Genomic DNA, 15,606 nt, shown 5'->3' with positions numbered 1-15,606 from the left:
TCTTATTTTTTGGGTTTAAAGCCCCCCAACCCGCGCGGCGTACCGTCCCGATGGGAGAGCATTAGTTTGACATTATTCCCCCATTGGGGGGTAGGGGGCTAATCATCAATGGATTGATAAATCAGTTGTCGAAACAGATTATTGAGGTTATCTCCGCTGCTTTGGGTCTGCTTCATAATCACCCCAATGATTTTCTCTTTGGGGTCGGCAAAATAGTTGGTGTTGAAATAGCCACCCCATTCAAAAGTCCTGGCACTTCCTTTGGCTCCTTTTTCTTCTCCCGCTTTGTTCAGTAAACCAAATGCCAACCCATACGAAGAATTTGCTTTGTCGCCGCCCAAAAGCTCTCCTACTTGATTGCTCATAATGGTTTCTATAGTCGTACGACTCAAAAAACGCTTTCCGCCCAACTCACCGCCGTTCAGGTACATTAGTAAGAATGTAGCGTAATCTTTCGCAGTACTTGACAATCCTGCTCCACCCGAGAAAAAGGCTTTGGCTCCTTTGATTGGGTAGTCTGTATCGTAAAAGGTATTGGGATAACGCACCCACTGCCCATTTTGAGGTTTTTGAATCGCCACCAGCCGAGAAGCTTTTGAATCGGGGAGATAAAAATACGTATCATTCATGCTCAAGGGCTCAAAAAGGCGTTTGCGTAAAAACTCATCAAACGGCATTCCTGACATGATTTCGATGAAATAGCCTAATACATCCAGGCCTTCCGAATACACATATTTCTCACCGGGATGATGATGCAAAGGCAATTTTGCCAACTTCTTGATATTATCTCCAATCTTGACGGGCTCGGTCGTGAACAAATCCACAATCCCTGCTTTGTAATACAGGGCTTTGAACTTTTCGTCGCCATCAATTACTCCATAGCCAAGTCCAGAGGTATGCGTCAACAAATGTCGAATTGTAATTTCTGATTTAACGGGTTCGGTCGTATAGGTACTGTCCTGAAACTTGAAGTTTTTCAAAACAGTCTGATTTTTAAACTCAGGAATGTATTTAGAAATCGGGTCGTCTAATTGAAACTTGCCTTCTTCCCACAGCATCATCACTGCTGTAGAAGTAATGGCTTTGGACATGGAAGCAATCCGAAAAATATCATCACGTTTGAGCGCACGATTGGCTCCGTTGTCGGCCATTCCAAACGCTTTGTGATAGACAATTTTTCCATTGCGAACTACAATGGCCGCTACGCCCGGAACGGAGTGTTGAGTAACTCCATTCTGCAAAACGCCATCCAACCGAGAAAGACGCTCCGACGACATTCCCACGGTTTCGGGAGCGGCTTCGGACAATGGTGGCGAATTTTTAAGGGATTTAGTTTGGGCAGTTACCTGTAAAATGGAAAAGGAAAATAGGCTCAGAACAATAAAAAATTGCTTCATAGTCAACATTATGTTTTTACAACACTATCAAGCAATTATCCACAGAATTTTACTGAGTTTGTGAACAACTCACTAAAAAAAGAGCCGAGTTAATTATTGCAGATTGATGATGCCGTGGAGGAGCAGTTGCCGCACCATTAATGGCGTGGATAAAGGCAAATTTTCCCCTCATTTTGAGGGCTTTAGCCCTTTGATGGAAAAAAACAAAAAAAGGGCGGAGATAAGCGGTTCGCCGCGCGGCCCCGCCCTTAAAATGTTGTTATGAACAAATCAATACTTCGCGGGCTCGCCCGGTTTTGGCAACGATTGTTTGATAAATTCCCGAATATCTTCGTTGGCCGTTTGAAGGTCTTCCTTGCGCAAATACATCATGTGTCCGCTGCGGTAGCCTTTCCAACTCATTCTGTCTGTCAGTCTTCCGCTTGGGTCCATTTGCCACATATTGTATTTGGCATTGAAATAATCGCAGGCACCATCATAGTAACCCGACTGTACCATCACGTGCAAATAAGGGTTTTGCGCCATGGCCGAACGCAGGTTCTCACCCGTTTGGTCGCCCGTGCGATCCCAGGGATTGGTTGGGCCAAACATATAGTATTTCAAATCGGTCTTGTAATTAAGCTCGTTCCGCAAATAGATGTTGATTGCGGGCGTAAAGGAGTGCAACCAAGACGTTAGCTCTGAGTTAAAATCAGGTTTATCGCCGGCCTCTTTCCGGTCAATACCTTTGTAGCGAGAGTCCAAACGTCCCACTGTGTAGCCTTTGTCACGCAGGAGTTCTTTCCAGAAATATTGAAGAGGTACGTCTAAATTGTTTTGCAAAATCGCTTTTTCAGAAAGCCCTGAGTACCGCGCCATTTTGGCGGCAATGGTTTTCTTTTTTGATTCTTCCAAAAACCCTCCCATGCTGAGAGCCGGTAAGAGTTCGTTGATTGTGAAATTTTCAACTTCCGGCAGCATAGCCGTCAGGTCCTTTTGTTGCAAATCGGAAGGTAATGCTTTGTGGTACCAAGCCGTAGCGGCAAAATAAGGAAATTTTAAGGCCGCTTCTGAAACCACACCACGCTCAATTCCTAAATCAGTAGGTGAAACCAAAATCACGCCATTAAAGTACATCCATTGCGAAGTTTGAAGTTGAAGCGCAAGTCCAGACACACGCGTAGTGCCGTAACTTTCTCCAATGATAAACTTAGGCGACGCCCAACGGTTATTACGCGTCACAAACGTACCAATCCATTCGGCCAAGTACTTAATATCGGCATTGACTCCAAAGAACTTAGAAGTTGGAACGTCTTTGCTCGTAGGGCGGGAATAGCCAGTATTGACCGGGTTGACAAAAACAATATCGGCTACGTCCAATATTGAATACGGATTTTTTTTGACACCATACGGCTGAATCGGATTTCCTTCGTCGTCAATGTTAAGCAGCGTTGGTCCCGTATACGCAATGTGCATCCAAACGGAAGCCGAGCCCGGACCACCGTTAAAGGAAATAACCAAAGGACGGGTCGTGCGGTTTTTCACGTCGGTTCTTTCATAATACGTATAAAAAAGTCCCGCAATTGCCTTTCCATCCTCATCCCAAACCGGCATGGTACCCGTAGTAGCGCGGTAAGGGAATTTTTGACCTTTGACCGTGGTTTCGTGCTCAGTCACCACAAAAGAGTCAGGATTAAAAGTCAGATTATTGCCGGAAGAGGGTTTGTCTTCCTTGGCAGGGGCAGCTATGGCAGCAGGCACCGTCGGTGAAGGGGCTTGTCGATCGGCTGCTCGTTGTTGAGCATTGGAAAAATAGAAGCTACTCAGTAAAATCGCCGAAAAGAGTACGTTTTTTCTCATAAGGGGTTTTAAGTTTGGAAATGAAAAATACAATCAACAAAGCACATGCTAAGAGGTATTAAAGTTGCAATAAAATAGAGGAACGTCCAAATTAAAAGCCAAGCGCAGTTTATATAGCTTTATTCGTACAAAATGCCGCTATATAACCCAATTAATGAGACTACTATTGGAACGAAAGACATAATTTTGCAATTCAAATAAGACAGTTACACCATGAAGTTATATGATGTAGTAATAATTGGAGCCGGGCCTTGCGGATTAGCCGCAGGAATTGAGGCAGCCAAAGCAGGTTTAAGTCATCTTATCCTTGAAAAAGGAAGCATTACTGAGTCCATTCGACGTTATCCCAAACGAATGCGTTTTTTTTCAACGGCCGAAAACATTGAGATTGGCGGCATTCCGTTCCCAATTTCGGAAGTAAAAGCCAATCGAAGCGAAGCGTTGCAATATTATCGCAAAGTAGCCGGTTACTACCATTTGAATTTTAAGCTTTTTACTGAAGTAGCTCAGGTAGTAAAGCAGGATGCTATTTTTGAAGTGCAAACAGTTGGGGGTGAGACTTATCAGGCTCGCAAAGTAATTATTGCTACGGGCTACTTTGACTTTCCTCGAAAACTGGGGATTCCCGGGGAAAATCTTCCCCATGTCTCACCTTATTACGACGAGCCTTTTCAATATTCTTTTTCTAAAGTCGTCATTATTGGAGCCGCTAATTCGGCCGTGGAGGCCGCCTTGGAAATGTATCGCCACGATGTAGACGTGACGATCGTTCACCGGGGAGAAGATTTTCGTCCAACGGTAAAATATTGGTTGGTTCCTGACGTAAAAAACCGCATAAAAGAAGGAAAGATAAAAACGAAGTTTAACAGCCTGATCAAAGCCATTGAACCCAAACGAATTCTGGTAGACAATCTACTGACGGGCGAAGAAGAATGGATGGAGGCTGATTTTGTCTTCATGCTGATAGGCTACATCCCCGACGGTGCCTTGCTCCAACGTTGCGGCATTGAACTTCGCGAATCCACTATGATTCCCGTGTTTGATCCCGAAACTTTTGAAACCAATGTTCCCGGACTTTATTTATGTGGAACGGTTATCGCGGGAATTCATACCGAAAAAGTATTTATTGAAAATGGCCGCGACCACGCCGTTGCCATCATCGACCACATCGCAGGTCGCGAAGTACGGAAAGTGAAGGAGTTGATTGACCGTATTTAAATGCCAATCTGCTTAACCAACCATTTTGCCGTAGCTTGAGGGTTATCATCCAATAATTCTAACCGAATTACTTTAGAAGCATCGCGTTGGGAAATGCCGTAGAGATATGCTTTATCGTAATAATTGAGGGAAATATCGGCCACAGCAGTGTAATCGCCGCAGTTTAACGCCTCGATGGCGGCTTTGTAATGTTGCCCGCCGAGGCGTTTTTTGATGCGCTCCGTTGCTTGTTGAAGAAGTTCCTTTCCAAAGCCCGCATATTCACGTACAAGCCTTTGAACACGGACACTTTTGGGAACATCAACAAATACTATTTCAGAAGATTCCCGCATTTGTTGCCAAAGAGCCAACGGAATAAAGCAAGTACCAATATGTCGGCTCTCGTCTTCTAACCAAAGGCGGCGGATAGGGTCAAGCTGGCTCCAAGGTTGGTATAACAAATTTTCGAATTGTTCGGAAGAAGGTTGCGGTGCCTGTCCAATGGCACCATAAGACGAACCTTTGTGATGGGCAATGGCTTCTAAATCAATCACCTGTTCTCCCAAGACTGCTAATTCTCTCAAAATATCCGTTTTGCCACTGCCCGTATGACCTCCTACAATAACGATGTTCTGAGGCCGTTCAAAAGCCGTTAAGACATGGTTGCGATACGCCTTGTAGCCTCCTTCCAAGGTTTGCACCTGAAAGCCTGCGGTTCTGAGCAACCAAGCAAAACTACCGCTTCGCATTCCACCGCGCCAACAGTGAACCAATACTTCACGGTTGGGGGCAATTTGGTCGGCCTGCTCAACAAAATCGGCAAGTTTGGGTCCGATGAGTTTCAACCCTAATCTGACAGCCGCATCTCTTCCCAGTTTTTTATAACAGGTACCCACTTGGGCTCTCTCCTCATTATTGAAAAGCGGTACATTAATGGCGTTTGGAATATGGGCATGTTCATATTCCGCGGGGGAACGCACGTCAATGACGGGAACAGTTTGGGATTCTTGAAGAAAATCAGCAGGGGAAAGTACATTTTTAGCCATGCCGTAAATATCACCTTTATTTTCTTATTCCCTGACTTTTAAGCATCTCACTGATTTGATTCACCATCCGTATCGAAGCCTCAATTTCGTCTTTCCGAATGGCTACACTTTCAATATTAAAGCCGAATGGAATCCCTTTAGCGGTACAGAAATTGGTCAGCTCCTCTGCGATTTGAAGGCATAGATCAACCGATGCCTCTAAAATATTTTCAGAAGCCAACAAATTTTCCTTCACGGAATCAGGAATGTGAATACCCAACCACTCCATAAAATGCAGGGTTTTCTTTGAGCCACAAGCCGTAATCGTAAAAATGACGGTAGGAAGTTCATGTTGTTGTTTTTCACAGGTTTGTGCCAAATCAGCCAGCATTTTTTTGGCATAATTCACGTTGAAAACACACTGAGATATAAAATAGCTGACGCCATTCGACATTTTATCCAGAATGCGTTGGTCCTCGTCATTCAGAACCGCGTGACGTTCGGGAATGGTCACTGCGCCTATTACTGAATTTTCCCGATACTCCTGCCAAATTTGATAGGCTTCCGGAAGGCTGGTGATGGGTTGAAAGTCAGGAGAGGGAACACCTACAAACACAGGAAAAAATTCCTGCGAGGTCAGGTCAATGATCCACTGACGAAGTTCTTCTCTCGTAAATTTACCCGCGGGGCGATAAATAATCTTTGGAATTTGAAGCGGTTGCAAGTATTCACGAGCAAAGTCGAACGGGTCAAGTGCACTCAAAAATGGAAAAGGGCGTTCTTCGGCAGTTCTGGCCGACTCATCCTGCACGTCGTAAACGATAAGTGCGTCAATATCAAGCCCGTGAAGGCGAGCTAATGTTTTTTCGGCTATTTCGCTTACTTTTTCAGGAGCCGTTTGTGATTTTGGCGGGGTGATACCGTAGAGTAATATACCTGAGTCCTTAGACTTAATTCTATTTAAAAACATACAATTGAATTCGTAATGAGGATGCAAATGTAGGAAGTAGAGGGTTAGCCACGATGTTATCCAATATAAAAAATTAGAACCTCCCTTTCATTTTTTGAAAAAGGGAGGTTCTAATCACAATTATTCAGAAAGCTAAACGCTGCCAAAAGTACCTAAACTTTACTTCTGGCCTTTTAAGATTTTATCGTAACGAGGCATGTCTTTAAACAGATCCAAAGCCGCTTTTACTTCCGCATCGGTGCGAAATACAAATTCGCGTTCGCCTTTTTGCAAATAGACATGCGACATGATTTCACGCTCCAACATTTGCTTAATGTCCTTTTTGAACATCATCAAATCCGTTTCTTTACTGTGAGTCAGTTTTGTTTTGAGCGCTTTCAATTGGTCCTGAATAACATCAAAATATTTTTCTTTTTTGGCCGACGCTTCAAGGTTCCCAAGGTCTTTTTCCACTTGGGTAGTATAATCGTATTCTTTGTCTTTGATCCAAGTGACAAAATCCTGATAATCAGCATCGTTCAATTCAAATTCTTTGGCAGTTTTTATAGTTGGATGAGTAGCGCGATACTGAAGTGCATAATCAAAAATCAGTCCTTTGGTATTAAGGCTATTGATGATAGGTGTACGACTGACCACTTCCGTCGCTACGTCGGGCTCTACACCGCCACCGTCATACACCACGCGACCATTACGGGTTTTGAAGGCCACTTTGAGCGAATCAGGTGTTTTTCCTACACTACCATCGGCATTACGGTGACTGTAATCAATGGCCTGAATACAACGTCCGCTCGGAATGTAGTATTTGGCAACGGTTACTTTCAACTTCGTATTGTATGACAAATCACGAGTGGTTTGGACAAGCCCTTTCCCGTAGGTGCGCTGCCCAATCAATACACCGCGGTCATAATCCTGAATTACACCCGATACAATTTCGGAAGCCGACGCACTGTGTCCGTTCACCAATACAACCATCGGAATTTCAGTATCTACAGGCGCCATGGGAGCCGTGTAGGTCTTGTTCCACTCCGTTACTTTACCACGATTTGATACCACTTCGGCATCTTTGGGAATAAACAAATTACAAATCAAAACAGCTTGGTCGAGCAATCCACCCGGGTTTTCACGAACATCCAACACCAATTTTTTCATTCCTTTTCCCTTCAGTTCTACCAACGCATTTTTTACTTCCCTGGCTGCCGTTTGGTTGAAGTCTTTGAGGTCAATGTAACCCACTTCATCAGTCAACATACCATAATAAGGCACATTGCCCGTTTTTACAAACTCCCGAGTAATACTCATTTCAATTGGGTCTTTACTGCCCACGCGCTTCACGGCCAATTTCACGACTGAATTGGCTTGGCCTTTCATCAATTTATCCGGATTAGCATCTTTGCGGGCGGTTAAATCCACCCCGTCAATTTTTACGATTTCATCTCCAATATGCAATCCCGATTTTTCAGCGGGAGAGCCTTCGAGGATGGAATAGATGATATTTTTACCTTTCACCGTAGTGATTACAGCACCAATACCCGTGTATTGCCCCGTAGTCATGGTGCGGTAGTCTTCAATTTCATCTTCGGCGTAGAAATTGGTGTAAGGGTCCAAGTTTTTGAGCATTGATTCAATACTCATTTTGGTAAGACGATTGGGGTTGATTTCGTCCACGTAATAGCGATTCAATTCTTTGAACAGCGTAGCGTAAATGTCCAAGTTACGGGCAATTTCAAAAAAACGTTCGTCGTTTCGGAAGGCAAAGAATCCTAAACCGACAACACACACGACAGCTACAGTAAGTTTACGTAAATGTTTCATGGAAAAACAGTAGCCCCCTGCCCCAAAGGAGAGTTAATTTATCAGAACAGCCATATTCTGAGGGATTCCGGATTGTTAACAGTATTCTAACGAAAAATGCTCACGAAGTTATGTAATTCCATCAAAAAAACGAGCGATGCCTCGAAAGACATCGCTCGTTTGATAATAGTGATGCGAAGCAGGGTTATTTCCCTGCTTCAAACAATTGGAAGAACTGATCCAATTTTGGCAAAATAACGATTTCAGTACGTCGATTAGTGCTGCGGCTGGAAGCGTCAGAATTAGTCACCTTAGGTACGTATTCGCCACGGCCACCGGCTGTCATACGCTCAGGAGCTACGCCGTATTTCTTTTGAAGTGTACGTACTACTGAAGTTGCACGTTTTGCGCTTAAATCCCAGTTGTCTTCCAAAGCAGATGCACTGTTGTAGGGCATGTTGTCCGTGTGGCCTTCTACCAAGATATCAAAATCTTTGCGGTCGTTTACCACTTTAGCAATTTTACCTAACACTGTTTCAGCTTGCGTAGTAATGTCATAGCTGCCATACTTAAACAACATTTTGTCGGAAAGAGAGATATAAACTACCCCTTTTTTCACTTCCACATTCACATCCTGATCGTTTACGTTCTCTAAGGAACGTTTCAAATTCATCACCAATGCCAAGTTAAGAGAATCTTTGCGACGTAGGTTAGAGTTCAAATCCTGAATATAAGAACTTTGACGATTGAGCGCATCCAATGATTTTTTAATGCTTTCTGCACCATCTTTGCTTACAATGGATAAATCAGAAAGGCGATCAAGAAGGTTAGTATTGGTACGTTTCAAATACGCCAACTCATCTTCAAGAGCTTTCAATTTTGCTCTTTCGTTGGTGACATCGCCATCTTTCAATTTGATTTGGTTTTTCAAATCACTAATGTCATTGTTGAGTTTTGCAGTCAAGGCATCACAATCAGTTTTGCTTTTATCCAATAAAGCCTGAAGATCAGTCTTTTCTTTGTTTAATTGGGCCAACTGTTTTTTGTTACATGAGGCAAATAAAAGGACGGACAAGGAAAATAAAATAATTTTTCTCATTTTTTATGAGGTTAAAAGTGGATGTTTGTAGTTAGGTTTTCGTCACAAAATTAAAGGGTTTGTGATGATTTTCTACTATAGAAACTGAATTCCTGCCTTTTTTTACCACTCGTTTTGTAAATTTTTTTATAAATACTTTGTTAAAGCATCATTATCCCCTAAAATTCAGCCATATCCTGTTGGTATATGGCATTGAAAAGATTGATTCTGTACTAATTAGCCATAGCGAAGTACATCTGACCGATTGACAACCAAAGGAGATTCAAAGCTTATAGATGAAGAGGAAGATAGGTTTGAAATATCAATGGATTTCCGAAAAAATTCCTATTTTTACGCCCGTTTTCAACCCCAAATCCAGAATTTTACACATACAATGAGACAAATACTTTTCCGTGAAGCCTTGCGCGAAGCCCTCTCTGAAGAAATGCGCCGCGATTCGAGTGTGTTTTTGATGGGTGAAGAAGTAGCCGAATACAATGGAGCTTACAAGGTCAGCCAAGGAATGCTTGATGAGTTCGGACTGGAACGGGTGATTGATACGCCTATTGCTGAATTAGGCTTTGCCGGTATCGCCGTAGGAGCCGGTATCAATGGATTACGCCCGATTGTAGAGTTCATGACTTTTAACTTCTCGCTCGTAGCAATTGACCAAGTAATTAACTCTGCCGCCAAAATCCTTTCGATGTCGGCCGGACAGTACGGTTGCCCCATCGTATTCCGCGGGCCCACCGGTAATGCCGGACAATTAGGAGCACAACACTCACAAAACTTTGAGAATTGGTACGCCAATACACCGGGTTTGAAAGTAGTTGTTCCTGCTAACCCATACGATGCTAAAGGCTTACTGAAAGCATCTATCCGCGACAATGACCCCGTTATTTTTATGGAGTCAGAAGTAATGTACGGTGATAAAGGCGAAGTACCCGAAGAAGAATACATCATTCCATTGGGCAAAGCCGAAGTGAAAAAAGAAGGTACGGATGTAACTATTGTTTCTTTTGGAAAAATGATTCCCCGCGTGGTCAATCCGGCCATTGAAGAATTGGCCAAAATGGGAATCAATGCTGAATTGCTGGATTTACGCACCGTTCGCCCAATTGATTATGATACCGTTATCAACTCCGTTAAGAAAACCAATCGTTGCGTTGTAGTGGAAGAGGCCTGGCCTTTATCATCCATCGCCACCGAATTGACTTACATGATTCAACGTAAAGCCTTTGATTATTTGGATGCTCCCGTTATTCGGGTCAACAACATGGATGTATCGTTGCCGTATGCGCCTACGTTGGTGGAGGCTGCTTTGCCAAACGTGAAACGTACGATTGATGCTGTGAAGGCAGTGCTGTATCGTAGCTAATACCATTTTAACGATTTACTTTTTAGCCCCGAAAGGGGCTTTTTTGTTTGGCACGATTTTTTAGTGCTTTGCTTATCATAAAACTACTATTTTTGGAGTTATTCATCCAAAAATAAATCTTTTAACCATGAAACGATACCTAAAAACCATAGTAGTACTGATTGTTGCCCAAGCAGGGCTTCATGCGCAAACTGCCGCGGTCACTGCTGACAGTATTTTTAACAAATATTACCAAGCCACTGGCGGAAAAGCTCTCTGGGACGGAGTTCAAACCTATACCATAAAACAAGCGTATCGCGCAGGCACTGCCAATGATTACGATTTGGCATTGCAAGGTTCATTGCCTATGCAGGCACTTTCCAAAACCCGTACCATCATGAAGCGGGACTTTATTTACGGAATTAAAGGAACAGATGGCTGGGTGAAGATACCCATCGGCAGCCGCGATAAAGTAACTCAGTTCCAGACAAGTGATTTGAGCGAAAAAGAACGGGAAACCATGCGCCGTGAATTGCGGGATTTGGTTGCTCCTTTCATTGATTATGCTCAGAAAGGCTACATCGCTACGGTGGTTGGCACGGAGCAAATCAATGGAAAACCTGCTTATCAGGTTGAACTTGAGGGAAAAGGAGTAAAATACAACCTGTCTTTTGAGGCAGCAAGCGGATTGTTGGTACGAGAGAAAGTAACGCTGCCCACCAACGAAGTTCAAACGCGTGACCATTCGCAATATGCCAAATCGGTCTACGGAATTTCGTATCCATCAGAAACTACGTTTGTAAGCAGTATTGACAAAAAACCCGTCAAAGTAACGACAACGATAGAGTTTAATTCAGCCATCGCTGACAATGCTTTTGCCAGATAGATAGTGAAAGTAATAGATTAATGGTGATGCCACGACATGGAGCCGTGGCATCTATGTAATGAATACAGTAGAAGTAATTAACCACCGTACCACCCCCGTGGTAACATCGCCATACCGGTTTGAGAAAAGTAGGCAAAATAGTTCTTCTGGCCTTCATTGGATTATTGTTGGTCTTAGGTACGGCCATTGTTTGGTTACAAACAGGGTCAGGTCAAGACTGGCTAACTCGCCGCGTGGTGTCTTATCTTCGCAACAAACTACAAACACGCGTTGAGGTAGCTCACGTACGTTTTCAGCTGCCCGACTGGATAGAATTACAAAATGTGTATCTGGAAGATACCCACCGCGATACTTTAATTGCGGGAGGACGCGTATTTCTGGACTTGGATGTGTGGGGGCTTTTACAAAACAAGGTCGGTATCAATGAAGTGGACTTGGAAAATATCTACCTCAATGTTCACCGTACTCTACCCGATACTACTTTCAATTTTACCTTTATTACGAAAGCTTTTGCCAACCCCGATTCTTTGCCTGATACTACATCGGCACCGATGGAAATGCGCTTGGATGCCGTAAAGCTCAAAAATGTACGATTGGTCTACCGTGATGCACTCATCGGAACCGACGCCAATCTTTGGCTCAGCGAGTCAAATGTAAATTTTTCAGCCTTTAATCCTACTCTCAATCGGTATCATTTGACGACTACTGATCTGAACGTCGGCAAAGGCTCCGTTCGGATGTACGCCCCACTTCGCACAACCAAATCAGGAACAGATAGCTTAGAAGTTGCCTCTAATCCATCCGATTCGCTGGATTTAAAATTGGGAAAAATTCAGGTTAAAAATTTCGATATCGCCTACGAAGACGAAATCCAAAAATTGAAAACCGGCGGAAAAATTGGTCAGTTAAACGTAGAAAGCGACTATATTTATCTGAACAAACTCGCGGTTTCGCTCAAAAAACTGGGACTTGAAAATACAAATTTAGTTTTTCGGACAGCTGATTTGAACCTTGATGTCAGCAATTTCAACACGCAGTTACAGGATTTTCTGTTTACTCCTGAACGCACGTCGGGGAAACTGAAATCAGGAAGTATGGTGGAAAAAAGAGGGTTTGTTTTAAAGCAATTGCAAACCAATTTTGTGTATTCCAATACCCAAACTTCGCTTGAAAATCTGTTGGTACAAACCAACGAAACCATTCTTCGCAACCGTGCCGTTTTGCGCTACCGCTCATTGGATGAATTATCAAAAAATATCGGTAACGTAAGCGTAGATGTCAATTTACAAAATAGTCAGGTAGGGTTTAAAGACGTACTTACCTGGATGCCTACGCTCCGAAAAACACCTCCTTTTGACCGCAATCCGAACGCAATTGTGAAGGTAAATGGTATTGTGATGGGGAAAGTCAACAAGTTGCAGTTGAAAGCCGTTGACGTTCGTACGCTGGAAGGATCACACCTGCGCATGGAAGGAAAAATTGCGGGATTGCCTGACCCGCAAAAAATGGTGCTGGATTTACAAATCTCAGAATTGGCAACGACTCGCACTGATATTGAGCGAATTGCTCCTAAAAATACGTTACCTACTTCGATTGAAATCCCTGTAAAAATACTTTTGACGGGCAAAGTGAAAGGAAGCCTCAACGACCTTACACTCAATACCCGATTAGCCTCAGATATGGGGGATGCAACCTTTGAAGGAACCCTAAAAAATTTTGTTAAAGGCAAAAACCAAGGATATCAGGGAACACTTGTGCTCAAGGATTTTAACGCAGGCAAATTCCTGAAACAGCCGCCTGAGCAACTTGGCAAACTTTCATTGACCGCTACGGTAAATGGTCAGGGGATTGACCCTAAAACCTTACAGACCGAATTGAAGGGAACGGTTTTGAGCGCAGATGTAAAAGGATACACCTATCAAAATCTGAATTTGGAAGGAACGTACCGCCAACAGGTGGCTGATTTTGTAGCCCGAATCGCTGACCCCAATGCCAACTTACGTTTGACACTTCAGGCAGATTTACGGCCTGAATATCCTGTTATTTCATCCGAAGTTGACATTGAGGAATTGAAGTTGAAACCTCTTCATTTGTACACCGAAAATATAGATATTCGCGGAAAAATAACGGCTAATTTCCCTTCTACTAATCCCGAAGACCCTCGCGGCACGCTGTTGGTTAAGGACGGGGTTTTGGTACAGGACGACAAAGTAATTCCTTTACAAAATATTTCGGTCAATATCCAAAATGAAAACGGAGAACGATTGGCCGTTATTGATGCTCCTTTCCTGAAAGCACAGGCGACGGGTGTGTTTCGGTACGAGCAACTGGCCGACATTCTATTGACCGAAATCAATAAGTATTTTGCTTTACCCGATATTCAATACAAGCCCGTAACAAGCCCCTATCGTTTTGCGTTGGATGGCAAAGTGGTCAATCACGCCGTACTGAAAGCATTCGTCCCCGATTTGATGCGCATGGATACCGTGCGGTTTTCAATGAAATTGGCCAGTCAGCAGGATACCACTTTACGGGTACAATTGCAGGCGCCGTTGGTAGAGTACGACAGCATTTTGGTACAACAAGCTGGTTTTACGTTGTCAGGAGCAAATAATAAAGCCAATTACGATGCTCATGTGGATAAGGTCACAACAGGTACCACCAAAATTCAACGCACGTTTCTAAACGGCGAAATAGCCAACAACATCGTCGGTTTTAACTTGGTTCTGAAAGATTCAGTGAATAAAGACCGCCACGGATTGGAAGGTATGCTGGCTTCAGTGAACAATAATTATCGCCTTCAATTACGCCGACGCGGATTATTGCTTGATTACAAAAATTGGCGTTCTGATTCAACGGGTTATGTACAGTTTGGAAAAGATGGATTACTGGCCAAAGACTTTAAAATTGAGCAAAATCGTCAGCGACTTTTTGTAAACAGCCTGACCGATACTCCCAATGGCCCCATTCAGGTTCAAATGGACAGTCTCAATTTGCGTCCGCTGGTGGCAATTGCAGCAGACTCTATGTTAGTAGGCGGTGTTTTGAACGGGAACGTCGTTATCCAAAATTATACTCAGACAAATCCCGCTTTTACGGGCGACTTTTCCATTCGAGGATTTACGTTTACCAATATCCTCATTGGTGATTTGAATGTAAAAGCCGATAATAAAACAGCCGATAACATTGTGGCTGAGGCTACCCTCAAAAGCCCCCTGAACGATGTGCGGTTGAGTGGAAATTATTTACTAAAAAGCAAAACGCCGCTGGATTTGAAATCGGACATCCGTAAAATGGGAATGCAAACCGTAGAAGCCTTCAGCCTCGGGCAACTGCGCCGTACGCGTGGTTCGTTGACGGGACAGACGACTATTAAAGGAGCTATTGATAAACCTCAGATTGACGGAAGTGTGGGCTTTGACAGCGTTTCGTTTAATGTTACGCAGTTGGGAGCTACCTATCGCATCAACAACAGCAGTTTACAGTTTAAAGGCTCGGATATTTTATTGCAAAAATTCATTGTAAGCGATACGACCAACCGCCCCTTGCAAATTGACGGAAAAATCAATATTGCCAAAATTCCTGCGGTTTCTTACGACTTAAACATCGCAGGAAAAGATTTTACGGTATTGAATGCCACTCGGAAAGAAAATGAACTTTTCTATGGAAAAGGAATTGTAGATGCTAATTTACACGTAGTAGGCGTTGGCACAAAGCCCGCCATTGACGGATCGGTTAAGCTGAAAGAAGGAAGTGACATTTCAATTGTTTTGCCGGATGATAATTTGGGAAGTAGCGATACGGAAGGAATAGTAGAGTTTATCAACCCTAATAAATCGGAAGCTGGAGCAGATACTATAGCATCTGAGTCAGTCGATTATGCCTCTGAAATTTCACTCAATCTTGAAGTTGACGACCGCTCACAACTCACCATTGTGGTAGATGAACTTAACGGCGACAACCTGAAAGTGAGAGGAAACGCTCAACTTAACGCGGGGATTTCGCCCAGCGGTCAAGTTTTTATTTTGGGACTGTATGAATTGACGCAAGGCTCGTACGACCTGAC

At 43.4% G+C, this 15,606-nt stretch carries 10 protein-coding genes; 4 read left to right on the top strand and 6 right to left on the bottom strand.

The window, feature by feature from the left end; all coding sequences use genetic code 11:
- Positions 1-98: 98 nt before the first annotated feature.
- Both Q0081_RS22330 and Q0081_RS22325 read right to left on the bottom strand, forming a co-directional pair.
- Positions 99-1,397: a serine hydrolase gene (locus tag Q0081_RS22330; protein ID WP_298358799.1), complete on the bottom strand. Its 1,299-nt coding sequence runs from the start codon at positions 1,395-1,397 to the stop codon at positions 99-101.
- A gap of 270 nt (positions 1,398-1,667) precedes the next feature.
- A complete protein-coding gene (locus Q0081_RS22325; protein ID WP_298358797.1) occupies positions 1,668-3,236 on the bottom strand; it encodes a S10 family peptidase in 1,569 nt (522 codons plus the stop codon).
- A 213-nt stretch (positions 3,237-3,449) separates the two neighbouring features.
- On the opposite strand from Q0081_RS22325, the gene Q0081_RS22320 reads away from it, so the two are divergent.
- Positions 3,450-4,454, top strand: coding sequence for a YpdA family putative bacillithiol disulfide reductase (locus Q0081_RS22320; protein ID WP_298358795.1), 1,005 nt, complete (start codon positions 3,450-3,452; stop codon positions 4,452-4,454).
- Here the strand turns inward: Q0081_RS22320 and mnmH are convergent.
- The 4 genes from mnmH to Q0081_RS22300 form a co-directional block, all read right to left on the bottom strand.
- Positions 4,451-5,479, bottom strand: coding sequence for a tRNA 2-selenouridine(34) synthase MnmH (gene mnmH, locus Q0081_RS22315; RefSeq protein ID WP_298358791.1), 1,029 nt, complete (start codon positions 5,477-5,479; stop codon positions 4,451-4,453). The two genes, Q0081_RS22320 and mnmH, sit on opposite strands and share 4 nt — an antisense overlap.
- 16 nt (positions 5,480-5,495) lie before the next feature.
- Positions 5,496-6,428 (bottom strand): methylenetetrahydrofolate reductase, encoded by a 933-nt coding sequence (locus Q0081_RS22310; protein ID WP_298358789.1) that lies wholly within the window; start codon positions 6,426-6,428, stop codon positions 5,496-5,498.
- A gap of 159 nt (positions 6,429-6,587) precedes the next feature.
- Positions 6,588-8,240, bottom strand: coding sequence for a S41 family peptidase (locus Q0081_RS22305; protein WP_298358785.1), 1,653 nt, complete (start codon positions 8,238-8,240; stop codon positions 6,588-6,590).
- A gap of 184 nt (positions 8,241-8,424) precedes the next feature.
- Positions 8,425-9,318 carry an OmpA family protein gene (locus tag Q0081_RS22300; protein WP_298358782.1) on the bottom strand — a complete coding sequence of 298 codons (894 nt, stop codon included), beginning with the start codon at positions 9,316-9,318 and terminating at the stop codon, positions 8,425-8,427.
- A 304-nt stretch (positions 9,319-9,622) separates the two neighbouring features.
- Between Q0081_RS22300 and Q0081_RS22295 the strand changes: the two genes are divergently transcribed.
- The 3 genes from Q0081_RS22295 to Q0081_RS22285 all read left to right on the top strand — a co-directional run.
- Complete coding sequence (locus Q0081_RS22295; protein WP_298358779.1) at positions 9,623-10,675, top strand: pyruvate dehydrogenase complex E1 component subunit beta; 1,053 nt, start codon at positions 9,623-9,625, stop codon at positions 10,673-10,675.
- A gap of 127 nt (positions 10,676-10,802) precedes the next feature.
- Positions 10,803-11,540: a hypothetical protein gene (locus Q0081_RS22290; RefSeq protein ID WP_298358776.1), complete on the top strand. Its 738-nt coding sequence runs from the start codon at positions 10,803-10,805 to the stop codon at positions 11,538-11,540.
- A 119-nt stretch (positions 11,541-11,659) separates the two neighbouring features.
- The coding region (locus Q0081_RS22285; RefSeq protein WP_298358773.1) for a translocation/assembly module TamB domain-containing protein at positions 11,660-15,606 on the top strand (3,947 nt) is incomplete at its 3' end.

Source organism: Runella sp. (genome assembly GCF_027484545.1).
Classification (GTDB): domain Bacteria; phylum Bacteroidota; class Bacteroidia; order Cytophagales; family Spirosomataceae; genus Runella.
The sequence above is the reverse complement of the archived record's forward strand: the minus strand, read 5'-3'. Positions and strand labels throughout refer to the sequence as shown.

Bases quoted from the DNA above. Each gene is read 5' to 3' on its own strand.
- Q0081_RS22330 (WP_298358799.1), bottom strand. From the start codon at position 1,397: ATGAAGCAATTTTTTATTGTTCTGAGCCTATTTTCCTTTTCCATTTTA.
- Q0081_RS22325 (WP_298358797.1), bottom strand. From the start codon at position 3,236: ATGAGAAAAAACGTACTCTTTTCGGCGATTTTACTGAGTAGCTTCTAT.
- Q0081_RS22320 (WP_298358795.1), top strand. From the start codon at position 3,450: ATGAAGTTATATGATGTAGTAATAATTGGAGCCGGGCCTTGCGGATTA.
- mnmH (WP_298358791.1), bottom strand. From the start codon at position 5,479: ATGGCTAAAAATGTACTTTCCCCTGCTGATTTTCTTCAAGAATCCCAA.
- Q0081_RS22310 (WP_298358789.1), bottom strand. From the start codon at position 6,428: ATGTTTTTAAATAGAATTAAGTCTAAGGACTCAGGTATATTACTCTAC.
- Q0081_RS22305 (WP_298358785.1), bottom strand. From the start codon at position 8,240: ATGAAACATTTACGTAAACTTACTGTAGCTGTCGTGTGTGTTGTCGGT.
- Q0081_RS22300 (WP_298358782.1), bottom strand. From the start codon at position 9,318: ATGAGAAAAATTATTTTATTTTCCTTGTCCGTCCTTTTATTTGCCTCA.
- Q0081_RS22295 (WP_298358779.1), top strand. From the start codon at position 9,623: ATGGATTTCCGAAAAAATTCCTATTTTTACGCCCGTTTTCAACCCCAA.
- Q0081_RS22290 (WP_298358776.1), top strand. From the start codon at position 10,803: ATGAAACGATACCTAAAAACCATAGTAGTACTGATTGTTGCCCAAGCA.